The sequence below is a fragment of the Streptomyces sp. HB132 genome (assembly GCF_016909575.1).
Classification (GTDB): domain Bacteria; phylum Actinomycetota; class Actinomycetes; order Streptomycetales; family Streptomycetaceae; genus Streptomyces.
Genome location: NZ_JAFBGA010000012.1, coordinates 55,204 through 78,102, shown reverse-complemented (window position 1 = coordinate 78,102; position 22,899 = coordinate 55,204). Strand labels below are relative to the sequence as shown.

At 70.4% G+C, this 22,899-nt stretch carries 21 protein-coding genes and 1 tRNA gene; 14 read left to right on the top strand and 8 right to left on the bottom strand.

Going from position 1 to position 22,899, the window contains the following annotated elements; all coding sequences use genetic code 11:
• The first annotated feature begins 27 nt into the window (after positions 1-27).
• Together JOC24_RS24225 and JOC24_RS24220 are read left to right on the top strand one after the other, a co-directional pair.
• Positions 28-897: an aminoglycoside phosphotransferase family protein gene (locus JOC24_RS24225; RefSeq protein ID WP_205022496.1), complete on the top strand. Its 870-nt coding sequence runs from the start codon at positions 28-30 to the stop codon at positions 895-897.
• A 255-nt stretch (positions 898-1,152) separates the two neighbouring features.
• On the top strand, positions 1,153-1,587 hold the full coding sequence (locus JOC24_RS24220) for a hypothetical protein (protein WP_205022495.1): 435 nt from the start codon (positions 1,153-1,155) through the stop codon (positions 1,585-1,587).
• A gap of 126 nt (positions 1,588-1,713) precedes the next feature.
• On the opposite strand, the gene JOC24_RS24215 is transcribed toward JOC24_RS24220, so the two are convergent.
• Entirely contained in the window at positions 1,714-1,902 is a 189-nt protein-coding gene (locus JOC24_RS24215; protein WP_239580911.1) for a hypothetical protein, read from the bottom strand.
• A 350-nt stretch (positions 1,903-2,252) separates the two neighbouring features.
• On the opposite strand from JOC24_RS24215, the gene JOC24_RS24210 reads away from it, so the two are divergent.
• Positions 2,253-2,825 (top strand): hypothetical protein, encoded by a 573-nt coding sequence (locus JOC24_RS24210; protein WP_205022494.1) that lies wholly within the window; start codon positions 2,253-2,255, stop codon positions 2,823-2,825.
• Positions 2,826-2,981: 156 nt separating this feature from the next.
• Here JOC24_RS24210 and JOC24_RS24205 read toward each other — a convergent pair.
• Positions 2,982-3,054: transfer RNA gene (locus tag JOC24_RS24205), tRNA-Arg, on the bottom strand.
• 640 nt (positions 3,055-3,694) lie between these two features.
• Here JOC24_RS24205 and JOC24_RS24200 point away from each other — a divergent pair.
• On the top strand, positions 3,695-5,494 hold the full coding sequence (locus tag JOC24_RS24200; protein ID WP_205022602.1) for a class I adenylate-forming enzyme family protein: 1,800 nt from the start codon (positions 3,695-3,697) through the stop codon (positions 5,492-5,494).
• Here the strand turns inward: JOC24_RS24200 and JOC24_RS24195 are convergent.
• Positions 5,481-6,758, bottom strand: coding sequence for a M6 family metalloprotease domain-containing protein (locus tag JOC24_RS24195; protein WP_205022493.1), 1,278 nt, complete (start codon positions 6,756-6,758; stop codon positions 5,481-5,483). The genes JOC24_RS24200 and JOC24_RS24195 overlap by 14 nt on opposite strands.
• Positions 6,759-7,023: 265 nt before the next feature.
• Between JOC24_RS24195 and JOC24_RS24190 the strand changes: the two genes are divergently transcribed.
• Complete coding sequence (locus JOC24_RS24190; RefSeq protein ID WP_205022492.1) at positions 7,024-7,686, top strand: TetR/AcrR family transcriptional regulator; 663 nt, start codon at positions 7,024-7,026, stop codon at positions 7,684-7,686.
• A 194-nt stretch (positions 7,687-7,880) separates the two neighbouring features.
• Complete coding sequence (locus tag JOC24_RS24185; protein ID WP_205022491.1) at positions 7,881-9,401, top strand: MFS transporter; 1,521 nt, start codon at positions 7,881-7,883, stop codon at positions 9,399-9,401.
• A 96-nt stretch (positions 9,402-9,497) separates the two neighbouring features.
• Here the strand turns inward: JOC24_RS24185 and JOC24_RS24180 are convergent, their stop codons facing one another.
• Complete coding sequence (locus tag JOC24_RS24180; RefSeq protein ID WP_205022490.1) at positions 9,498-10,010, bottom strand: MarR family winged helix-turn-helix transcriptional regulator; 513 nt, start codon at positions 10,008-10,010, stop codon at positions 9,498-9,500.
• Positions 10,011-10,193: 183 nt separating this feature from the next.
• Between JOC24_RS24180 and JOC24_RS24175 the strand changes: the two genes are divergently transcribed.
• On the top strand, positions 10,194-10,973 hold the full coding sequence (locus JOC24_RS24175) for a dioxygenase family protein (RefSeq protein WP_205022489.1): 780 nt from the start codon (positions 10,194-10,196) through the stop codon (positions 10,971-10,973).
• Here the strand turns inward: JOC24_RS24175 and JOC24_RS24170 are convergent.
• Positions 10,921-11,499 carry a GNAT family N-acetyltransferase gene (locus JOC24_RS24170; RefSeq protein ID WP_205022488.1) on the bottom strand — a complete coding sequence of 193 codons (579 nt, stop codon included), beginning with the start codon at positions 11,497-11,499 and terminating at the stop codon, positions 10,921-10,923. The two genes, JOC24_RS24175 and JOC24_RS24170, sit on opposite strands and share 53 nt — an antisense overlap.
• A gap of 150 nt (positions 11,500-11,649) precedes the next feature.
• Here JOC24_RS24170 and JOC24_RS24165 point away from each other — a divergent pair, with 150 nt between their 5' ends.
• On the top strand, positions 11,650-12,651 hold the full coding sequence (locus JOC24_RS24165) for a sigma-70 family RNA polymerase sigma factor (RefSeq protein ID WP_205022487.1): 1,002 nt from the start codon (positions 11,650-11,652) through the stop codon (positions 12,649-12,651).
• Positions 12,652-12,761: 110 nt separating this feature from the next.
• Here JOC24_RS24165 and JOC24_RS24160 read toward each other — a convergent pair whose 3' ends face one another.
• On the bottom strand, positions 12,762-13,751 hold the full coding sequence (locus tag JOC24_RS24160; RefSeq protein WP_205022486.1) for a helix-turn-helix transcriptional regulator: 990 nt from the start codon (positions 13,749-13,751) through the stop codon (positions 12,762-12,764).
• Between the two features lie 61 nt (positions 13,752-13,812).
• On the opposite strand from JOC24_RS24160, the gene JOC24_RS24155 reads away from it, so the two are divergent.
• Positions 13,813-15,393 (top strand): MFS transporter, encoded by a 1,581-nt coding sequence (locus JOC24_RS24155; protein ID WP_205022485.1) that lies wholly within the window; start codon positions 13,813-13,815, stop codon positions 15,391-15,393.
• Between the two features lie 96 nt (positions 15,394-15,489).
• On the opposite strand, the gene JOC24_RS24150 is transcribed toward JOC24_RS24155, so the two are convergent.
• Together JOC24_RS24150 and JOC24_RS24145 are read right to left on the bottom strand one after the other, a co-directional pair.
• Positions 15,490-16,236, bottom strand: a complete 747-nt coding sequence (locus JOC24_RS24150) for a DUF6227 family protein (protein WP_205022484.1) — start codon at positions 16,234-16,236, stop codon at positions 15,490-15,492.
• 155 nt (positions 16,237-16,391) lie between these two features.
• On the bottom strand, positions 16,392-17,498 hold the full coding sequence (locus JOC24_RS24145; RefSeq protein ID WP_205022483.1) for a P1 family peptidase: 1,107 nt from the start codon (positions 17,496-17,498) through the stop codon (positions 16,392-16,394).
• Between the two features lie 204 nt (positions 17,499-17,702).
• Here JOC24_RS24145 and JOC24_RS24140 point away from each other — a divergent pair, with 204 nt between their 5' ends.
• The 5 genes from JOC24_RS24140 to JOC24_RS24120 are packed head-to-tail and all read left to right on the top strand — an operon-like array spanning position 17,703 to position 22,899.
• Positions 17,703-18,878, top strand: a complete 1,176-nt coding sequence (locus JOC24_RS24140; protein ID WP_205022482.1) for an MFS transporter — start codon at positions 17,703-17,705, stop codon at positions 18,876-18,878.
• A complete protein-coding gene (locus tag JOC24_RS24135; protein ID WP_205022481.1) occupies positions 18,875-21,199 on the top strand; it encodes a molybdopterin oxidoreductase family protein in 2,325 nt (774 codons plus the stop codon). Before JOC24_RS24140 ends, JOC24_RS24135 begins: the two co-directional genes overlap by 4 nt.
• 7 nt (positions 21,200-21,206) lie before the next feature.
• Positions 21,207-21,809, top strand: coding sequence for a 4Fe-4S dicluster domain-containing protein (locus JOC24_RS24130; protein ID WP_205022480.1), 603 nt, complete (start codon positions 21,207-21,209; stop codon positions 21,807-21,809).
• Positions 21,806-22,498, top strand: coding sequence for a QcrA and Rieske domain-containing protein (locus JOC24_RS24125; protein ID WP_205022479.1), 693 nt, complete (start codon positions 21,806-21,808; stop codon positions 22,496-22,498). Before JOC24_RS24130 ends, JOC24_RS24125 begins: the two co-directional genes overlap by 4 nt.
• On the top strand, positions 22,495-22,899 hold the full coding sequence (locus JOC24_RS24120; protein WP_205022478.1) for a DUF6755 family protein: 405 nt from the start codon (positions 22,495-22,497) through the stop codon (positions 22,897-22,899). Before JOC24_RS24125 ends, JOC24_RS24120 begins: the two co-directional genes overlap by 4 nt.

The following is a 22,899-nucleotide window of genomic DNA, read 5'->3' as shown; positions in this document are numbered from 1 at the left end:
GTGCCCGGTTGGGCTTGCATGGGGCGGATGCATGCCAACGAGACCAAGACCGACGCGGCACTCGTACGTCGTCTGCTCGCCGCGCAGTTCCCCGCCTGGGCCGATCTCCCCGTCGAGCCGGTCGGCACTCACGGGACGGTCAACGCGATCTACCGGCTGGGGCCGGACCTGGCGGTGCGACTGCCCCGCGTCGAGGGCGGATCCAAGGACGTGGCGACGGAACACCGCTGGCTGCCCCGCCTCGCCGAGGACCTTCCCTTCCCCGTACCCGCCCCGCTGGCCGAGGGCGTACCCGGCGAGGGCTACCCCTGGTCCTGGTCGGTCTGCCGCTGGATCGACGGCGACAACCCGGCCGTCGGCTCCGGCGGTGCCGGATTCGCCGCCGACATCGCGGAGTTCGTCCTCGCCCTGCGCCGCGCAGACACCACCGGCGCCCCGCCCGCCTACCGCGGCGAACCACTGACCGCTCGGGACGCGGCCACCCGGGACGCCCTGGAGGCGCTGCACGGCGTCATCGACACCGGGGCAGCGGCCACCGCCTGGTCCGACGCCCTGCGCGCGCCCGCCCCGAGGGGCAAGGCCGTATGGGTCCACGGAGATCTCCAGCCGGGCAACGTCCTGGTCTCGGACGGCCGGCTGAGCGCGGTCATCGACTTCGGCTGCATGGGCCTGGCCGACCCCTCGGTCGACCTGATCGCGGGCTGGTACCTGCTGTCGGCCGGGGCGAGGCATGTCTTCCGCACCGAGGTACGGGCTGACGCCGCGGACTGGGCGCGCGGCTGGGGCTGGGCCCTGTCGGTCGCGCTCATGGAACTCTCGTACTACCGGACGTCGAACCCGGTGATGGCGGCGACGGCACGTCATGTGATCGGCGAGATCCTTGAGGAGGCGGGCTGAAGACCAGGCCGAGTCCGACGACGTTTTCCCAGCACGCCGAGGCACCGCGGTCGCACCGGTCCGGGGGCCCGGACGGGGCCAGGACCGTGTGTGGCAAGGTGTGCCGACAGCTCACGCCGGCCCGGCCTCGCGAGAGGGCCGGACCGGGAGTGTCTCCCGGGCCTCCGGCATCCCGTGGCGAACTCCGGAGACGGCGAAGCGAAGTCCCGGGCGGAGTAACCCCCGGTTCGCATCCACTTCCGCAGGAGAACGCCCATGAACGCGAAGCGCCGCCGCTTGCTGCTCGCCGCCGTCGACCCCATGCTCGAACCCGGAGAGCAGGCCGAGGTGACGACCATCGTGAACCTGAGTTCGGTCTCCGTGCGCCGGACCGCGGCGTTCGCCGCGGCCTCGGCGATCATGAGCGGTGGAGGCATGGCCGTGATCCCGGCACCGGCCCCCATGTACCTGGCCATGACCGACCGCCGCCTCTTCGTCTTCCGGGCCAACCCGACGTTCGCCCGCCCTGAGGAGCACCTGATGACGATCCCGCGCGCCGGCCTCGTTCGCTCCGAGATCAAGGAGCGTCTGCTCAACTCGTCCTTCGTCGTATCCGCCCCGGACAACGAGCAGGGCCTGAAGATCGTCTTCCCGCTGGTGGGCCGCAAGGACCGGAACGCGATAGCGGCGGCCGTGCCTCTGGCGGGCTGACTCCCCGTCCGCCGGGTGCTGCGCCGATGGTCCGCCTACGGTCACGGTGTTCGCGGTTGTGCGTCGTGGGTGGCACGCGGTTGCACACTCACCACACGCCCCCACGCGGAGCTGTGGTGCAAGCTTCTAGAGGCCGCGTAGCGCCTCGTGAAGGTCGCCGTAGGCGGACCAGCAGTCGATGCTGCCGTCGTCGTACAGGCTGCCCATGTACCAGTCGTCGTCATCGCCGGACTTCACTATGCACAGGCTGTGGAATCCGAGAACGATCTCTGGGCGCGGCATCTCATGGGCCTCGGCGAAGCCGACCCACTTCACCGACCGATCGGGATCCAGGGCGACAGCCTCTCGGTCCCCTGATACGTCGCGGATCCGCTGAAGGGTCCACCCCTGAGGTAGTCGCGCGTCGGCCATCCATGGATGATCCCACTCGCCAGGCGCGGATCACCGCTTCGGGAGTTCTCGTCGGACGGGGCTGTGACCTACGAGAACGCCGACCACAAAGTGCCTGGGCCGGGAAAACGCCCTCCGTAGGGCTCGCGCCGCGCAGGGCTTACCGGCCTCGTGTGTGCTGGATCCGTCATGGCGGGGCTGCCCGTGGGACGGCCGACGGATGATGGCGGGCTCTTACCTGTGTTCCGGACGGGGCCACCCCTACCGTGGACGAGGTGGACGAAAACAACGCGCTCGCTTGGCTGGTGTTCCTCGGGCTTGCGCTGCTGATTGCCAAGCTGGTCGACGATTACAACGCCAAGCCGACCGAGACGGGGCCGTCAGCCGTAACGGGACCGCCCTGGGAGAACCGAGTCGAGTCGGCACGCCACTTCGTGAAGTTGCACCTCACCTCCGGAGCGGGCGACAAGGACTACCAAGAGGCCCAGAGACGCCTGGCCACCGGCATGGAAGCCATCGCGGGCGAGTCGATCAAACGGGCCTCCCACTATGGGCACTATGAGGCGCTGCTGCATCTGGCCGTGATCCACGCTATAGAAAAGGAGTCTGACCAGGCGAGATGGGCGTTCGACACGGCCGTCCTGGTAGTGAACCCTGCGGGGACCGAACCCGATGACTTCCGAGCCAAGATGGTCGGGATAGCCCTGGTCTGGCTGGAGGCCCGCCCGTGGCGGGCCGAGCAGTGGGAGAAGGCCGTCTGTAGAGAGCACCCTGGGCTGTCCGGCTCGCTGATACGCGCCAAAGCCATCGAAGCGATCCTTGAAACGATTCCGCCCTTGAAGCCGTGACTCGCGGGGCATCTTTCTCCGGTCTTCCCGGCGATCCAAACGGCAGGCTCTTCGACAAGGCTCCGAAGTCCGCAGCAGGCGTCCGCCCTGCCGCCTTCCCGGACGCGAAAGGGCCAGTTCGAGAGGATCAAGCCTCCGAACTGGCCCTTTGTGCTGTGCCCCCGGCAGGATTCGAACCTGCGACACCCGCTTTAGGAGAGCGGTGCTCTATCCCCTGAGCTACGAAGGCAGAAGGCGAGGGCTCGGAGGGAGCCTTGAAGGAAATCCAGCGAGTGGATCTTCGGCAAGGCGACCAAGCCCGCTGGTCAGACACCGTCCCTGCGTTGCTGGACCACCTGGACGGAGGGCAGCGGGCCGGTTCAATGGCTGACCAGAGAACAGGGTAACGGATGGGAGTCCAGGTGTGGACGTGGATATCGGTTACGAGCCCCGGTGAGGGGCGGCCGGGCCCCGTGTCGCGGAACCGGGTCCGTAGGCCTGCCTCATGCCGTGATGATCCCGGTGTGGAGCGACGTGCAATCTGTCAGATGACCGGCGGGGCCGTGCTGATCACTTGGAAAACCGACGTCGACTCCACGAGCCGCCTGGCCACCAGCACGGTGGGCCGAACCGGAGACAACCGCCGGAGGGCAATCGGACAGCCCCCGGCGAAGACGACCCGGCCTCGTTCGTGGACGTTGACCCGACTGGGCGGGCCTGCTGCTCTTCGGAGCGTGCGGCGGGCAGGGGCGGGGACGGGTGCGCGCCGGTCTCGCACCCCACTCCGGGGGTACCGTCCGGGTGGCGGGCGGCCGAGGGGGCGGTTGACGACGCAGAGAGCCCGGCATAGCGTCGCCGGGTTGCTGAGCCAGTACGTGGAGAGGCCGTTCGTGCCGCACACCGACCCCAGCCGTTCCCCTTCCGCCGCGCCCGCTGACGGCCGGCAGGCCCTCGCCCGGATCGAGGCGTCCCTGACCCGCCCCGGTGCGCCGTTCGCCGTGGTGAGATCGGACCAGGGGCCTCTCGTGTACGCCAACGGACCCCGCACGCTGCGGGAGTTCGCGGAGGCCACCTGGGCGTTCGGTGAGCAGCCGTTCCTGATTTCGGGTGAACGGGTCTGCTCGTACGGGGAGTTCTTCGCGGCTGCCTCGGCGCTGGCACGGCGGCTCACCGATTCCTACGGTCTACGGCCCGGTGACCGGGCCGTGGTGGCGATGCGCAACCACCCCGAGTGGCAGGTCGCGTTCTGGGCGGTGCAGCTGGCCGGCCTGGTAGCCGTACCGCTCAACACGTGGTGGACCGAGGAGGAGTTCGGGTACGCCCTCGACGACTGTGAGCCGATGGTCCTGCTCGTCGACGCGGACCAGTTCCCGAAAGTGGAGGGCTGGGGCCGGAAGGCAGGGGCGCGCTTCGTCATCTTTCACGACGGCGGATTTCACGGCGGTGGAGCCGTACCCGGCGGGGCCGAGCTGCCCGGCGGGGCCGAGCTCCCCAGTGGGGCCGAGCTGTACACGGGCCTGCCGGAGCCCGATCCGTACGCGGCGCCGCCCGAGGTGGAGATCCGGCCCGAGGACGATGCCACGATCATCTACACCTCCGGGACCACCGGCCGGCCCAAGGGCGCGGTGGCCACCCATCTCGCCCAGGCGGGCGCAGCCCTCAACCCCCGCTACCAAGCCGCGGCGTCGGCTCTGGGGCGTGGAGTCGTGCCGGGGCAGGGGCCGGCCCCGGTCACCCTGATGACGTTCCCGTTCTTCCACGTTGCCGCGTTCACCAGCCTGTACGCGGCGATGGCCGTGGGCGCACCCCTCGTGCTGATGCCGAAGTGGGACGCCGGCGAGGCCCTGCGGCTGATCCGCCGGCACGGGGTCACGCACTACGCGGGTGTACCGGCCACCGCGCTCCAGCTGCTCGCGGCCGCGGACCGTGCCGGCGACTGGCTGGAGAGCCTGAAGGGGCTGAGCACCGGTGGCGCGGCGGCTCCGCCGGACCTGGTCGCCCGGCTCACGGCCCGGCACGGCGAGCGGATCGAGCCGCGCAACGGGTACGGCCTGACCGAGACCAGCGGCGGAGTGCTGGCCAACTTCGGTGCCGCGTACCGGGCGCACCCGGACTCGGTCGGTACCCCGACGCCCGTCACCGAAGTCCGGATCGCCGGTCCTGCGGACGAAGGGCTCCAGGAGGGTGAGGCGGGTGAGCTGTGGCTGCGCGGCCAGTCCCTGGTGCGTGGTTACTGGCGCGACGAGGCGGCGACGGCCGAGGCGTTCAGCGGCGGCTGGTTCCGTACGGGGGATCTCGCCGTCGTCCGGGACGGGCGGGTGTCGGTCGTCGACCGGATCAAGGACGTGGTGATCCGGGGCGGCGAGAACGTGTACTGCGTGGAGGTCGAGGCCGCGCTGCACGGCCATCCCGATGTCGAGGACGCGGCGGTGCTCGGCGTTCCGCATCCGGTGCTGGGTGAGGAGGTAGCGGCGGTCGTCCGGGTGGGCCCGCGTTCCGCCGTCACGGCGGACGAGCTGCGTGCGCATGTGGGCCGGAGCCTGGCGGCCTTCAAGGTCCCGGCCCATGTGCTGGTGACGCGGGAGCCTCTGCCGCGGAACGCGACGGGCAAGATCCTCAAGCGTGAGCTGCGCGGCGTGCTTCGGGAGTACACGGGCGAGGGCGGTGGCCCAGGGCTCACGGCCGGGTGATCCGTACCCGGTAGTTGCCGTCGGCGTCCTTGTCCAGCACGGATATGCGGATTCCCCCGGCCCGGTCGGTGAACGTCTCACCCGGTTCGAACGGGGCGTCGGAGAGCTCGGCCTGGACATTCGGCCGCCGGGTGCAGCCGCCGCTGTCCTCGGTGCTGTCGGCGACGGAGACCGGGCCCTGTCCGGTGTCCACGTCGGAGCTCACCTTGTAGATGAGTACACCGGGCCGGCAGACGGCTTCGTCGTTTCCCTCGGCGGTCCGTACCTCCACGGCGTAGCCGGACTGCGCGCTCACCGGCACGAAGGCCAGCTTCCGGCCGCCCTTCGTGGCCAGTGGTTCGAGGGTGTGTTCGCTGGTTCCGGGCATCGCGGCGCAGCTGACCTGATCGTTGCCCAGCCAGCCGAGCTTCCACTTGTGCCAGCCCAGGAGGTCGTTGTTGGCTCCCCAGTCCTCGGACATGATGTCCCAGTGCCCCACGGAGCCGCCGCCCTCCATGGTGTAGAGGTCGGGCAGCCCGAACACGTGGCCGTTCTCGTGGGGCAGGACCCGGTAACCGGTCTCCTCGTACGAGCCGGAGCCGTCGTCCTGCCGGCTGTAGACGAAGGACGTGTTGGCGAGCGGGACGCCGTCGACGAACGGGGCGTCGTCGTTGCCGGAGAAGGTCACGGACAGGACGGTGTCCAGTGCGGAGGGGCCCGCGTTCGGGGTGACCAGCACGTTGACCAGGTCGTACGCCGCGAAGTCGACCTTCGGGTCGGCGACGGCCACCAGGTCCTTGACCATCTTGCGGTAGCCCGGTTCGTACGGTGAGCCGCGCTCTATCCCGTACTCCGAGAACGGCAGGGGCATCCGCAGCCAGTCGTCCACGGGCGCTTCGGGGAGGTAGGTGAGCCGGCCGTAGGAGCTGGTGCTGAACCAGTCGGAGGTCTGCGGGAAGAATTCCGCGAGCCGGTCCGCCGCCGGTTCCGTCGCCTCGGCGTCGGGGAAGTCGATCATCAGGTTGAGCGCTCTGATCCGGCCGGTGGAACGTGCGTAGCCGGGGGGCGTCGGCATGCCCTCCGACATCTGTACGCCCATGGCCGTGGGTATTCGGCACGGCGCGAGGCCGGTCCCCCGCGGCGCGGCCACCGGTCCGGCGGAGGCCCGGCTGGCGACGGGGAGGGAGGAACTGGCCGAGGCCACCGTCGCGATGACCAAGGCCGTCGCGCCGACGAGTGCGAGGGGGCGGCGATGTCCGCGTATCCGGTGGCGGGGCTGCTGCATATGGCTTCGCCTTCGGTCCGCGGCAGTCGGCCGGCCCTGACTGCGCTCTGGCGATCAGCCTGTTCCCGCTGGTGGGGGACCGCTCGCTGAGTGCGCCGATCGGGGGGTTTTCCGCCGGACGCGGTATATGGCGCAGGTCACATGCGAGTCGGGAAATAACCGGGGATCCTTTCCCCGTTTGTACCTGTGTTCCCGCGAACCGGGGACACGGTCCCCGGTTGAGCCGGAGGGTCGATCGGACAACGCAAGGGAAGGGGACGCGGCCGTGGAGTCCGTCGTCGAGAACGCCACCTGCGCCGCGCGGCGTCGTACGCCCCGCCCGCGGGCCGACGCGTTGCGCAACCGCGAGCGGATCGTCGCGGCCGCGCGTGAGATGTTCGTCGAGTTCGGGCCGGACGTGCCTCTCGACGAGGTCGCGCGACGGGCCGCGGTCGGCAACGCCACCCTCTACCGGAACTTCCCCGACCGGGCGGCCCTGATCCATGAGGTCGTACTCGCCGTCACCTCCCGTACCACCCGCCGTGCGGAGGAAGCCGTCGCGGCCGAGTCCGACCCCTTCGCCGCGCTCAGCCGCTTCGTGCACGCGGCGGCCGACGAACGGATCGGGGCCCTGTGCCCGATGCTGTCCGGCGGTTTCGACAGCGACCATCCCGAACTGCTCACCGAGCGCCGTCGCCTCGAGGAGGCCGTCGAAGGGCTCGTGGAGCGTGCCATGTCAGCGGGGAGGCTGCGCACCGACATCGCCGTCGGTGACGTACTCGTCGCCCTGTCCCAGCTCACCCGGCCACTGCCCGGCATCGCCTGCCTGGACATAGACCGGTTCACCCACCGTCACCTGCAGCTCTTCCTGGACGGCCTGGAGAACCCGGCCCGCTCCGAGCTGCCCGGATCGGCGGCGACCTTGGAGGACCTGCGCAGCGGAGGCTGAAGCCCCGCGCACCGGACGACCGACCCACCGACCTCAGGCCCTCCGCGGCCGCACCAGCCCCGTGAAACCGGCCCGGCCCTGACACGCAGGTCCGGTCGCCGGAATCCGTTCGCCCTTTTCCTGCCTCGTACGCGGGTCCCTCGCGGCCCGTTCGCCGGATTCGCAACTCTTCGTGCCCTTAGGTGGCTACTCCCATGTCGAAAACAGCCGGAACCCTTCCGGATCCCAGTCGCTGGAAAGCACTGGCGTTCATCGCCCTCGCCCAGCTGATGGTCGTGCTCGACGCGACCATCGTGAACATCGCCCTGCCCTCGGCCCAGACGGATCTGGGGATCTCCGACGGCAACAAGCAGTGGGTGATCACCGCCTACGCCCTCGCCTTCGGCGGGCTCCTGCTCTTCGGCGGACGCATCGCCGACCTCTGGGGCCGCAAGCGGACCTTCCTGGTCGGCCTGATCGGCTTCGCCCTGGCCTCCGCGCTGGGTGGTGCCGCAACCGGCCAGGCCATGATGTTCGGCTCGCGCGCCCTGCAGGGTGTCTTCGGGGCCCTGCTCGCGCCGGCCGCGCTCTCGCTGCTCGCGGTGATGTTCACCGACGCCAAGGAGCGAGCCAAGGCATTCGGTATCTACGGGGCCATCGCCGGTGGCGGTGGCGCGGTCGGCCTGATCCTGGGCGGCTTCCTCACCGAGTACCTGAACTGGCGCTGGACGTTCTTCGTCAACATCCCGTTCGCCGTCGCCGCCGCTGCGGGCGCGTACCTCGTCATCCGGGAGCCGGCCGGCGGCCGCAACCGCTCCCCGCTCGACATTCCCGGCGTCGTCCTGTCCACGCTGGGCCTGGTGTCCCTGGTCTACGGCTTCACCCGCGCCGAGTCGGCCGGCTGGTCGGACTCACTGACCATCGGCATGTTCGTCGCCGCCGGTGTGCTGCTGCTGGCCTTCGTGGTCACCGAGTCGCGGGTGAAGTCGCCGCTGCTGCCCCTGCGCGTCCTGATGGAGCGCAACCGGGGCGGGGTCTACCTCTCGCTGGGTCTCGCCATCATCGCGATGTTCGGGCTCTTCCTCTTCCTCACGTACTACCTGCAGGTGGTCAAGGGCTACTCGCCGGTCAAGACCGGCTTCGCCTTCATGCCGATGATCGTGGGCATGATCACCGGTTCCACGCAGATCGGCGCGCGCCTGATGACCCGGGTCCCGCCGCGACTGCTGATGGGCCCCGGCTTCCTGGTGGCCGCCTTCGGCATGCTGCTGCTGACCCAGCTGGACGTCGGCACCTCGTACACGGCGGTCATCCTGCCCGGTCAGCTGCTGCTCGGCCTGGGTATGGGTACGGCGTTCATGCCGGCCATGTCGCTCGCCACGCACGGCATCGAGCCGCGTGACGCGGGTGTGGCCTCCGCGATGGTGAACACCTCGCAGCAGGTCGGCGGGGCCATCGGTACGGCGCTGCTCAACACCATCGCCGCCGGTGCCACCACCGCTTACATCGCCGATCACGCAGCCGGTGCGAGCGACCCGAAGGTGCTCCAGCTGCAGGCCATGGTCAGCGGCTTCGCCGCCGCCATCTGGTGGGCGGTCGGCATCCTGGTCGTCGCCTCGGCGATCGCGGTGACCCTGATCAACACCGGACGTCCGGGCACCGGCACCGCCGACGGCCCGGGGGCCCTGGTGGACGGGGCCGAGGGCGAGCTCAGGATCCCGGTCGTCGCGCACTGAACGGGGCGCCGGGCCGGGCGCCCGGCCCGGCGCCGGACCGGGCGATGAATCCCGGCGCCCTCCGGCCACCACGGTACGTCCCTGCCCTGGTTCCGCTCAGCGGAGCCAGGGCAGATCCGCGTCCGCGTCCTCCGGCTGCAGACCGGTGGCGATGACCTGCATGATCTCGCCGAGGCTCTGCACCTGCTGGGGGCTGAGCCTCGCGAACATCGCCTGGCGCACGGCTTCGACGTGTCCCGGCGCGGACCGCGCCAGCATCTCGTAGCCCTCGTCGGTGAGGACCGCGTTCTGGCCGCGCTTGTCGGAGGGGCAGTCCTCGCGGCGGACCCAGCCGTTCTTCTCCAGCCGGGCGACGGCGTGCGAGAGACGGGAGCGGGTGATCTTGGCGTCCTTGGCCAGTTCGGTCATGCGCTTCTGCCGCCGCGGGGCCTGCGAGAGGTTGACGAGCAGCCCGTAGTAGATGTGCGGCATGCCGGCGTCGCGCTGCAACTGGCGGTCGAGATGGTCCTCCATGAGCGTGGTGGCGTGCAGGTAGGCGCGCCACACGCTCTGCTCTTCGTCGGTGAGCCACCGGGGCCCGCCGGGTGATGCCGTGGTCATGTACTCCACTGTACGACCTTTTCTTGAAAGTTGAACTAGATAGAGCTAAGGTCTCCGGTAGTTGGAACTTGAAGATTCAAAGATTAGGTCCCGAAGAGCCGATCCACCGAGTCCCAGGTGCTCGCGCAGATGCCCGTCCCCGGTACCTGTAGTGAACACACATACCTTGATCGGCAGAGGAATGGGAGTGTCATGACAGTCGCGGAACGTATGCCCGCCCTCTATCTCTCGCACGGCGCCCCGCCGCTCGCCGACGACCCGGTATGGCCCGGGGAGCTGGCCGCGTGGTCGGCCGGGCTGCCGCGCCCCAAGGCGATCCTGATGGTCTCCGCGCACTGGGAGGAGGCGCCGCTCGCCCTCGGCGCCACCGAGGCCGTGCCGCTGGTCTACGACTTCTGGGGCTTCCCGGAGCACTACTACCAGGTGCGGTACGCGGCCCCGGGCGCCCCGAAGCTCGCGGACGACGTCCGAAAGCTGCTGCGCGGAGCCGGGACCCCGGTCCAGGACATCCCCGACCGCGGCCTCGACCACGGGGCGTACGTGCCGTTGGTCGAGATGTTCCCGGCCGCGGACATCCCCGTCCTCCAGATCTCGATGCCGACGCTCGATCCCCAGAAGCTGATGGCCATCGGCCGGAAGCTCGCCCCGTTGCGCGACGAGGGCGTGCTGATCGTCGGGAGTGGCTTCTTCACGCACAACCTGGCCGCGCTGAGGCACGCCGGCGGCGGCACCCCCGGCTGGTCGACGGAGTTCGATGACTGGGGGAACCGGGCGCTCCAGGCCCAGGACGTCGACTCCCTGCTGGACTTCGAACACGTCTCACCGGCGGGCAGGCTGGCCCACCCCCGCACCGAGCACTTCGCGCCGCTGTTCGTCACGCTCGGGGCGGCCGAGGCCGAGCTCGGTCAGGGACGCAGTGTCATCGACGGCTTCTGGATGGGCCTGTCGAAGCGGTCGGTGCAGTTCGGCTGAGAAGCGGCTTCTCGTACCAGGACACGTCCCAGTAGCGGCCGAACTTCCGGCCCACCTCCGTGTACGTGCCGACGTGGCGGAAGCCGAAGGCGTCGTGCAGCCGGACCGACGGCTCGTTCGGCTGCGCGATCGCGGCGTAGGCGCGGTGGACGTCCTCGTCGGCCAGGGCCTCGAACAGTGCCTTGTAGAGCAGCGTGCCGATACCGCGGCCCGTGGCGCCGGGAGCGAGGTACGCGCTCACCTCGACCGATGTGCCGTACGCCGCCTTCGGGCGGTACGGGCTGCTGGTGGCGTAACCGAGGGCATGCGGCGCCCCTTGCCGGGTACCCGGCTCCAGAGCGACCAGCAGCCTGTGGGGACCGTCTTCCGGGTGGGAGCGCAACCAGGGCAGGCGCTCCACCGGAGTGAAGGCGGCCATGTCGAATGTGACTGCGGTCTCACGGACGTAATGGTTGTAGATGTCCGTGAGGGCTCGCAGGTCGGCTTCCACGCCCGGTCTGACCTGCACTTCTGTGGGTATCTGCACTGGATGTCCCCTTTCTGGGGGCGACAGGGTACTGCATGATCTCGGAAGTGAATGGGCGTCGTGGGAATTCTGTCCGGATTCCAGTCGTTGTTTCCATCGGATGCAGGGCACCCGGGAGGGTGTCGCGACCTACTCAGCAAGGGAGCACGCATGGCAACCCGTGCCGTCGCCCGTCGTTCGTCCGCCAGCACCGGCGGGACCAACCGGGCAAGCAGTGTTCGCGCCGTGGGCGGGGAGATCGCCGATCGCGACCTGGTCGGCATGTACCTGGACGAGATCGCCCGTACACCGCTGCTCGACGCCGCCAAAGAGGTCGAGCTCTCACAGACGATCGAGGCGGGCGTCTTCGCCCGGCAGATCCTCGACGGAGTGGTGGAGAGCGAAGCCGGTGGAGCGAAGCGTGAGGAGCTGGAGGCGCTGGTCGCCGAGAGCGAGCGCGCCAAGGACATATTCATCCGCTCCAACCTGCGGCTCGTCGTTGCCGTGGCCAGGCGCTACCCGAGGGCGGGCCTACCCCTGCTCGACCTGATCCAGGAGGGGAACGCGGGCCTGGTGCGCGCGGTCGAGAAGTTCGACTACGCCAAGGGCTTCAAGTTCTCCACGTACGCCACGTGGTGGATCCGGCAGGCCATCACCCGCTCCATCGCCGACCAGTCCCGCACGATCCGGCTCCCCGTCCACCTCGTGGAGGAGCTCGGCAGGATCCGGCGCGTGCAGCGCGAGTTCAACCGCGAGCACGGGCGCGACCCGGAGCACGCGGAGATCGCCGCCGAGCTCGACTCCAACACCGAGCGCGTCGGCAACGTCCTGGACTGGGCCCGTGACCCGGTCAGCCTCAACATGTCGGTGGACGACGACGGCGACACCCAGTTCGGGGATCTGCTGGAGGACACCTCCGCCGTGTCGCCCGAGCAGTCCGTGATGACCCTGCTGCGCAGCGAGGAACTGGAGGACCTGATCGGAAAGCTCGACAACCGCACCGCCTCCATCATCAAGATGCGTTACGGGATCGAGGACGGCCGCGAGCGGACCCTCACCGAGGTGGGCAAGCAGCACGGTCTGACGCGGGAGAGGATTCGCCAGATCGAGAAGCACGCGCTGCTCGAATTGAAGCGAATGGCTCACGACACGGGCTTTGACGCTGCGGCATGAGCGGATAACCCGTAATCTCACCATCAAGCCGGTTCGCACCGGCCCGACGACCGGTCTCATTCCGGTCCCATGAGCTGAGTCCCGGCGCCCACCCCCCCCGGCGCCGGGGCTCATTCATGTCCGCCCCGGCTCCCGGATGACGCGGCGCGGGACAGGCGGGCACCCAGGACGCCGAGGTGCTCCACCAGCTCCGGCGGCCCGTGCGCCTCGAAGGCGCAGTCCACCAGGGCGAGCCGAAGGGCCACCCACTCCAGCGAGCTCATGGAACTCGTCCGCAGCCGGCAGCTCGCCTCCCCGCTCGGCTCCAGTGCTCCCAGCTCCGCGGGCAGCCGGGCCGCCACGAAGTCGGCCGGTGCCTCGAACGTCACATCGATGTGCACCCTCGGCTGTGTGCGGGACCTCGACCGGGCGAGAAGGGCCGCGGCGTCCTCGCTCCCGGCGGGCAGCTCGCGTGGCGTGAAGCGGGCCCCGGTGGCGACGGGCTCACTCACCCGGTCCACCCGGAACGTGCGCCAGTCCTCGCGTTCCAGGTCGTACGCCACCAGATACCAGCGGCTGCCCGTGCTCACCAGCCGGTAGGGCTCGGCCTGCCGCTTCGACGCAACGCCGTCCCTCGCCCGGTAGCCGAAGCGCAGCCGCTCACGCGCGGTGACCGCCGAGGCGATCACCGTGAGCGTCCGGGGGTCGATGGTCGCGCCGTCGCCGCGGGTGAGGGGCACCGTGGCGTTCTGCAGGGAGGAGACCCGGTGCCGCAACCGGGACGGCAGCACCTGCTCCAGCTTCGCCAGAGCGCGTACGGACGCCTCGTCGACGCCCTCGATGGCATGCCCGGCACCCGCCCGCAGCCCTACCGCGATGGCCACCGCCTCCTCGTCGTCCAGCAGGAGCGGCGGCATGGCGGAGCCCGCGACCAGGCGGTAGCCGCCGATCGAACCGCGCGACGCCTCGACCGGATAGCCGAGATCGCGGAGCCGGTCGATGTCGCGGCGGATCGTGCGCGGGCTGACGTCCAGCCGTCCGGCCAGCTCGCTGCCCGGCCACTCCCTCGGCGTCTGGAGGAGCGACAGGAGTTTCAGCAGCCGTGCCGGGGTGTCTGTCATGGGTACAGGATGCCCGTCCATCAGGTCATCATCTGACCTGATGGACGTCTAACTTCCTCCCATGACTTCTCCCGAATCCCCGCCGGCCACAGCTGCCGCACGCACGGCGTCAGCAGGGCCGGCGGCATCGCAGGACCCGGCGGACCGGCGCCGCTGGATCGCGCTCGCGATCGTGATGACCGCGGCCTTCATGGACCTGGTCGACGTCACGATCGTCAACATCGCCATCCCGAGCATCACGCGGGACACCGGCGCCTCGTTCACGTCGATCCAGTGGATCACCGCCGGATACGCGCTGGCCTTCGCGGCCGGTCTGATCACGGGCGGCCGGCTCGGTGACATCCACGGCCGCAAGCGGATCTTCCTCATCGGTATCGGGGGCTTCACTCTCGCCTCCGCCCTCTGCGGCTTCGCCGCCAACCCGGAGATGCTGGTGGCCTCGCGCATCCTCCAGGGCGGTATGGCCGCGCTGATGGTGCCGCAGGTGCTGTCGATCGTGCACGCCACCTTCCCGGCGCACGAGCGGGGGAAGGTCTTCGGGCTCTTCGGCGCGATCGTGGGACTCGGAGCGGTGTCAGGGCCGCTGCTGGGCGCCCTGCTCACCGAGTGGAACCTCTTCGGCCTCGAGTGGCGGCCCATCTTCCTGATCAACCTGCCGGTCGGCATCGCCGGGCTGCTGCTCGGGAGGAAGTTCATCAGCGAGTCCAAGGCACCCAAGGCACTCCGTCTGGACCTGACCGGTGTGGCCCTGGTGACACTCGGCCTTCTCATGCTGCTCTACCCGCTGACCAGGGGACGTGAGCTGGGCTGGCCGCTGTGGGGATACGTGTCGATGGTCGCGAGCCTTCTGGTCTTCGTCGCGCTCGTCGCCTTCGAGCGCCGAAAGGCGGGCCGGGACGGCTCGCCGCTCATCGAACTGTCGCTGTTCCGGGTGAAGAGCTTCGCGGCGGGCACCGCCGTGCAGCTGACCTTCGGGATCGTCCTGGGGATCTTCTTCCTGGTCTGGACGCTCTACATGCAGATCGGACTCGGCTGGAGCGCCCTGCGGGCAGGCACGACGGGCATCCCCTTCTCGGTCGCCGTCTCGTGCGCCGCGGGGATCTCCGTGCAGAAACTCGTCCCCCGCTTCGGCCGGAAGGTGCTGCAGGCCGGCGCGCTGCTGATGATCACCGGGCTCCTGCTCTACATCTGGGAGGCCGGGCGGTACGGGCTGGACATCAGCTCCTGGCAGATGGCACTTCCGCTGGTGGTCATGGGCGCGGGCATGGGACTGATCGTGGCTCCGCTGACGGACGCCGTGCTCTCCGGAGTGCCGAAGGAGCACTCCGGGTCGGCGTCCGGGCTGATCAACACCGTGCAGCAGATGGGTACGGCGCTGGGGCTCGGTCTCGTCTCGGTCGTCTTCTTCGGCTCGATCAGCGACCGGCTGCCGCCCGAGGCCATGGGCCCGGCGTTCGTGGACGCATTCCAGCAGTCGCTCTGGTGCGTGGCGGGGGTCCTCGCGGTGATCTTCCTCGTGATGTTCGCCCTGCCTGCCAGGCCCGGGGTGCACCTGGAGGCCGGCGGGGAAGATGCAGGACCTCCGCGGGCTCAGGGCGACGCGATCCGCAAGGATCTCGAGCCGGCGGGCCGGGCCGGGTGACCCGCTGACGCGAGGACACGACCCGGCGGGGTCGCAAGGCACGGCTCCGGAACCCGGGGCCGTGCCGTCCCGGTGATCCGCCTGCGGCAGGGCCGGTCAGCAGATCCGGGTGCGGTCCTCCATGGCCAGGCGCGCGGCCTGCTCGTCGTCGTAGACCTCGCACATGTGACGGCCGTCGGGCGTGGCCGTGTGCTCGACCTCCCACAGGCTGGTCTCGCTGCCGTCCAGGAGGAGGAAGGCGTGCTCGTAGAGCGTGAATCCTGCGTCACGCCCGTCGACGCGGTACTGGCGGCCGAAGACCTGGGTGATGTGGTGGGCGAAGGCCGACCGGAGGAGACCGGCCGTCCGGGCGCCCGGACGGTCGCCGTTCTCCGCGCGGCGCAGGACGCGGCGCGCGTGGTCCGCCGAGTTGTCCGGGGCGTACGTGCGGGGCACGGGTGCCGGGGGGACGCTCATGAGCAGGGTGAGCGCCTCCAGGTCCTCCCGCAGGCTGTCGTCACCGAGCGCGGGGGTGTCCCGGAAGCTGCCGGCGAGGCGCGCGGCCGCGATCTGCGCGTCGCCCTCGTCGTCGTACAGCTCGTGGCGGGCAGGGGCCGGGACCTCCCTGCCGCCGCCGTGCACCAGCTCCCACAGGGTGAGTGCGGTGCCGTCGGAGAGCAGATAGGTGTGCCGGTAGGTCTCACGGTGCAGGACCGAACTGTGGTGGGACGAGTGCAGAGCACTGCTGTGCGCCAGCGCCGTCCCGAGCCTGTCGACCGTTGCATCGGACAGGTCGAAGGAGTTGAGGGCGCATCGCAGGAGTCGCTCGAGGTGCTGCTCGGTTGTCTCGTACGGATCGCTCAAGGTGCTGTCTCCAGGCCGTCGCCGCGTGTTACCCGATGCGTGCATAACGTAGTCCCTGGGTCTGACATCGTGACCGGGGTTCGCAAAAAACGTACCGCGCACGCAGAAAGTTCCCGGTCTGTCCGGAACGGTCACCCGCGAGGCTCCCGGCCTCTTCAGGACGCGCCGTAGAGCTCGCTGTACGAGGGGAACGTGCCTCCGGGGCCGTCGACCCCCCGGGCCGCCCTGGCGGCCTTCACGACGGCGCGGGTCAGAGCGTCCGCCCCCGCGGCCAGGATCTCGTTGAGCGCGGCCGTGGGCTCCGTGGGCATCGTCCGCCGGCCGGTGGAAAGGGCGAACACGGTGTCCCCGTCGGTGAGCAGGTGCACCGGGCGGACGGCGCGCGCCAGCCCGTCGTGCGCCGTGCCCGCGAGCTTCTGCGCCTGGGGGCGGGTGAGGGCGGCATCGGTGGCGACGACGGCGATCGTGGTGTTGAGGACGCTGCCCTGCGTGCCGCCGCCCTGCCCGCCTCTCCGGCCGCCGGCCTCGGCGCCGTCGTCCCGTGCGCCCTGGAGGTCGGCGAGCCGCCGGCGTGCGGCTTCGTGCACCGCGTGCGCGGGGTGCACGGGTGGCTCGCCCATGCCGTACTCGCCGTACAGCACCCCGGTGCGGGGGTCGAGGACGGAACCCGCCGCGTTGACGACGGCCAGTGCCGCGACGGTGGTCCCGGAGGCCAGGCGCGCGCTGGCCGTGCCGACACCGCCCTTGATCTGCCCGGCCACCGCTCCCGTACCGGCTCCCACCGTGCCCTCGGGGACCTGCGTCCCCGGCCCGGACGCGGCGGCGTCCTCCACGGCGGCACGCCCGGTCGACGCGTCGGGCCGGGCCCGCCACGCGCCTCCCCGGCCCAGGTCGAAGAGGCAGGCGGCCGGAACCACCGGCACAACGTGCGAGGGGTCCGGGCCGACCCGGACGCCGCGCCCCTGCTCCTCGAGCCACGCCATCACGCCGGCCGCCGCGTCGAGCCCGTAGGCGCTGCCACCGGTCAGGACGACCGCGTCGATCCGCTGCACCAGATTGCGCGGATCGAGCGCGTCCGTCTCCCGGGTGCCCGGCCCGCCCCCGCGTACGTCGACGGCGGCCACGGCTCCGCCCTCGGGGGCGAGGACGACGGTGGTCCCGCTCAGCGCGCCCTCGCCCGGCACCCGGGCGTGCCCGACACGGATCCCGGCCACGTCCGTCAGTGCGTCCAGCGGACCCGGACGGGGCTGTTCCTCGGTCATGGTGAGCTCCTCTGGGGGCGGTGGTGCCGTGTACCGGCGAACGTACAGGCGTCGGCGCGGGAACCGAGGGCTTCCGTACGGGCGGTGGCCGCGCACCGGAGCGGTGCGGCGGCCCCGCCGGGATCGCGGGCCACCTGGGCGACGCGATCACACCATCGAGTCACATACGGGGCCAACCGCCCGTAACGGTCCTACGGTGGCCGGGTGACCGAGCCACCAGAACCGCCCGCCGCAGCCGAGCCGTCCGAGCCCGGTGCCCACACCGGCACGTCCGGTGGGACGGACGGCCCGCCATCCGGGCAGGGAACCCCTGCCGCCGGGCCCTCCCTCGCAGCGAGGGCTGCGCAGCGCCTCCCCCGTACCGTCTCCGGCCGCGCGACGCTGGCCGGAGCCGTCGTGTCGGGTCTGCTGATCCTGGCGATCGTGTTCGGCAGCCGCCTGTTGCACGACTTCGACTCGGCGCTGCTGCCCTACGCCGTCGCCACCGTCTTCCTCGCCTTCGGCGTCGCCCACCGCTACACGGTCTGGGTCTCGGCCCCGGGCGCCCGGCGGCTCTTCACGAACGGCTGGCGGAGCCTGTTCTCGGCGGAGAACTTCCGCAGGGCGCCGACCGCCATGCCGAAGATGATCGCGACCTACCTGGGCTTCCAGAAGTTCCTCGGGGCCCGCTCCCACGCGCGCTGGGCCGCCCACCAGCTGATCTTCTGGGGCTGTGTCCTCGCCGCTCTGATCACCTTCCCGCTGACCTGGGGCTGGTTCACCTTCACCTCCGGCAGCGGCTCGGGGCCCGGCTACGAGATGCGCGTCTGGGGCCTCAAGATCATCGGTTTCGACTCGCTGAGCTTCTTCGGCTGGCTGATGTTCCACGGCCTGGACATCGCCGCGGTGCTGGTCATCCCCGGCGCGGGGTACTTCCTCTGGCGCCGGATGAAGGACCGCGGGGCCATCACCGGGCAGCGGTTCGCCTACGACATGGTGCCGCTGCTCGCCCTGATCATCGTCTCCGTCACCGGCCTGCTGCTCACCTTCTCCTCGATCTTCCTGCACGGCGGAGGTTACGAGTTCCTGGCGATCCTCCACATGGTGTCGGTCGTCTTCACCCTCATCTACATCCCGTTCGGGAAGTTCTTCCACATCGTGCAGCGTCCGGCAGCGGTCGGCATGCAGCTGTTCAAGTACACCGGGCGCCAGGACGACCAGGTCTTCGCCTGCCGCCGCTGCGGGGAGACCATCGACACCGGGCCGTACGTCGAGAACCTCCGCGGCACCATGCAGGACCTCGGACTCGGCTTCGACGCCTGGGCCGAATACTGCCCGCGCTGCAAGCGGGTACTGCGCGGCAGCGCCTATCTCACCCAGGTCAAGAAGGGCTTCAAGTGACCGCGGACCCACGCGCAGCCGACGGCCGTACGGTCGTCCCCCTCGATCCCTCGCTCGCTCCGCCCGGCACCCGCGGCTTCCGTGACGCGGGCGGGATCCCGGCCGACCGGTGGCACGCCGACCAGAACGGCGAGACGCTCGTCCCAACCCACTGCTGCTTCTGCGGTGTCCAGTGCGGGATGTATCTGCGCGTGGACCGCGGCGGCAAGGTCTTCGGTGTGGAACCCCGCAACCACGACATCAACCGCATGCGGCTCTGCCCCAAGGGCATCAACGCCTACCAGCAGGTCAACCATCCGGACCGGCTCACGGCCCCCCTGATGCGGCGCTCCCGCGACGAGGAGTTGCGGGAGGTCTCCTGGGACGACGCGCTCGACTTCACCGTCTCCGAGATCAGGCGCATCCAGGAGGCCCACGGGAGGGACGCCTTCGGCGTGCTCGGCGGGGCCAGTCTCTTCTCCGAGAAGACGTATCTGGTCGGCAAGTTCGCCCGGGTGGCGCTGAAGACGCGGCATGTCGACTACAACGGCCGGCTCTGCATGGTCAGCGCAGCCGGTGCCAACAAGCTCGCCTTCAACATCGACCGGGCCGGCAACCCGTTCTCCGACATCCTGCTCACCGACTGCCTCCTTCTCGCCGGCGCCAACGTCGGAGAGTGCTTCCCCGTGCTGACCCAGTACGTCTGGGGCGCCCGGGACCGCGGCGCCACCCTGATCGTGGTCGACCCACGTGAGACGGCCGTCGCGCGCACCGCCGACATCCACGTCGCGCTCAAGTCGGGCACCGACTCCGCCTTCTTCAACGCCGTGCTGAACGTGGTCATCGAGGAGGGACTCACCGACGAGGCCTATCTCGCCGCCCACGCCACGGGGTGGGAGGAGGTCAAGGCCGACGTCGCCCACTACCCCCCGTCCCGCGCCGCCGGGATCTGCGGGATCCCGGCGGAGCAGGTCGTGCAGGTCGCACGCGCCTTCGCCCGGGCGCCCAAGGCCATGGCCTTCCACGCCCGGGGGATCGAACACCACACGCAGGGCGTGGAGAACTGCCTCAGTGTGATCAACCTCTGTACCGCCACCGGCCACATCGGCAAGCCCGGCGCCGGCTACGGCACCCTCACCGGCCAGGGCAACGGCCAGGGCGGCCGTGAGCACGGCCAGAAGGCCGACCTCCTCCCCGGCGGCCGCTCGATCCTGAACGAGGAGCACCGCCGGCAGATCTGCGAGATCTGGGGCATCGAGGAGTCCGAACTCCCCGCCGCGGGCACGTCGATGATGGAAATGGTCTGGCAGATGCAGCGCCGGGAGATCCGCGGTCTGATCGGCATCTGCAACAACCCCTTCGTCTCCCTCCCCAACTACGCCGTGGTCAAGGACGGATACGACACCACCGAGTTCCACGCCCAGTTCGACTTCTTCCTCTCCGAGACAGCCGCCAACGCGCACGTCGTCTTCCCTGTCACCATCTGGGCCGAGGACGAGGGCGTGATGGCCAACTCCGAGGCGAGGGTCGTCAAGCACAACAAGGCCCAGGAACCGCCCGCCGGTGTGCGCACCGACACCTGGGTGATGTGCGAGATCGCCCGGCGCCTCGGCGAGGGGGAAAGATTCACCTACGGCGGCTCCCGCGACGTCTTCGACGAGCTGCGCAGGGCCTCCGCGGGCACCGTCATCGACTACTCCGGCATCACCTACGAACGGCTCGAGGAGACCGGTGGGATCTCCTGGCCCTGCCCGTCCACCGACCACCCCGGCACCCCCCGGCTCTTCGAGGACGGCACCACCTACCACGCGGACGGCAGGATCCACCTGCAGGTCGTCGAGTGGCATCCGCCTGCGGACCCCTACGACGACGAGCACCCCATGACGCTCACCACCGGACGCACCGTCGCGCACTTCCTCTCCGGCAACCAGACCCGACGGCTGGGCGCCCTCGTGGAGCAGACCCCCCGGCCCTGGGCCGAGGTCCACCCCTCGCACGGGTTCCGCAACGGCGAACCCGTCCGTGTCGTCACCCGGCGCGGCAGCGAGGTCTTCCCCGCCCTCGTCACCGAGGCGATCCGACCGGACACGGTGTTCATCCCCTACCACTGGCCCGTCCCCACAGCGGCCAACGCACTGACCATCGACGCCCTGGACCCACGCTCCAAGATCCCTGAGTACAAGGTCTGCGCCTGCCGCATCGAACACGCCGAAGCGATCGACGAGGTCCCCGCGCCGCCCGTCGCCCCCGGCCACGTCGCCTACCCCGAGACCCAGGTCTCCCGTACCGATCCGCTGCCGCCCACGGCCCCGCAGGGCCGCGGCACCTCGGAAAGGAGCTGATGTCCGGATGATGGGCAGAACGATGTTCATCGACCCGGGGCGCTGCATCGGCTGTCAGGCCTGCGTCTCCGCCTGCCGGGAATGCGACTCGCACCGCGGCAAGTCGATGATCCACCTCGACTACACCGACGAGGGTTCATCCGTCGCGTCCCTTCCCACGGTCTGTATGCACTGCGAGGACCCGGTGGCCCCCTGCGCCGAGGTCTGCCCGGCGGACGCGATCCTGGTCACCGCCGACGGCGTCGTGCAGCAGGCAGACACCACCCGCTGCATCGGCTGTGCCAACTGTGTGAACGCCTGCCCCTTCGGTGTTCCGAAGATCGACCTCCAGGCGAAGCTGCAGATGAAGTGCAACCTCTGCTACGACCGCACCGCTTACGGGCTCGCCCCCATGTGCGCCACCGTCTGCCCGACCGGCGCCCTCTTCTACGGCACCGCCGAGGAACTCCAGGCGGAACGTCCCGGTGTGCAGGTCGCCGACACCTTCGTCTTCGGCGAGAGCGAGGTCCGCACCGGCGTGGCCATGGTCGTGCCCGCCGAGCGGGTCCAGTGGCCGGTACCCGGCGGACTTCCCGTCGTCGAGATCAATGGCAAGGACGTCAGCCGATGAGCGTCACCGAACAGCAGCCGCCGGGCCCCGACCACGGTCCCGGGAGCGACTCCCGCGAGGCGCTGCACGACAGGATCGCCGCGGACTCGCTGACCACCCGGCGCGACTACCTCCGGATCGTCGCCACGGTCTCCGGCGGCCTCGCCGTGGGAGGTCTGGCCGTGGCGGGCGGAATCCTCCACCGGCACGGTGACACGGACGACGGGAAGGCGCCCGCCCCGAAGCAGATCGCCTCGCGACTGCTGCCCGGCGAATCCCTCGCCTTCCGCTACCCCGGGGACGAGGACCGGGCGGTCGCCGTACGTATGGACGACGGCACCCTCGTCGGCTACTCCGCCGTGTGCACCCACCTGGCGTGCGCAGTGCTCTGGCGCAAGGACCGGGGTACGGAGGGCGAGCTCCACTGCCCCTGCCACGAGGGAGTCTTCGACGCCCGCACCGGCGAGGTCACGGCCGGTCCACCGCCCCGCGGACTGCCCAAGGTGGCCCTGACCGAGCTCGACGACGGCAGCATCTGGGCCGTGGGCACCACCCGCTCCGGCGAGAGCATCGAGGAGGGGCTGTGCCGACAGCTCGGCGGCGACCGCCCGGACCTCGCGGAACGGATCGGCTGCCCCGGCACCGGAGGCGGCGCGGAGGCGCCACCCGCGTCCGCTCCGTCCGGTGACGCGACGGGGAGGCGGTCATGACCGAGCCCCTGGACCCGGTCGAGCCACCGAGGCCCTCCGACCCCGCCGGATCGGCGTATCCCGAATACCACCCGGGCAGCGCCCGAGCCGCGCTGAACCGTCCCGTCCACGACCGCTATCCCCAGATCAGGCCCACCAGCGGCTACGCGGACCCACGGGTGCGCCACACCGGCCCGGGGCCCGGGGCGGGCTCGGAGCAGGAACCGGAGCGCTCCGCGAAGCTGACGGCCCGACTGGTGCTGGCACTGAGCGTCGTCGTCGGCCAGCTCTGGGCGCTGACGGAGGTCGTCAATGTGTGGATGGAGGGCGACACGGGCACGGCCTGGTGGGGGGCCGGCTTTCTCTGCCTGTCCTTCCTCGTCGTGCTCGGGTTGTGGATGCTCGACCCGAAGGACCGCTGA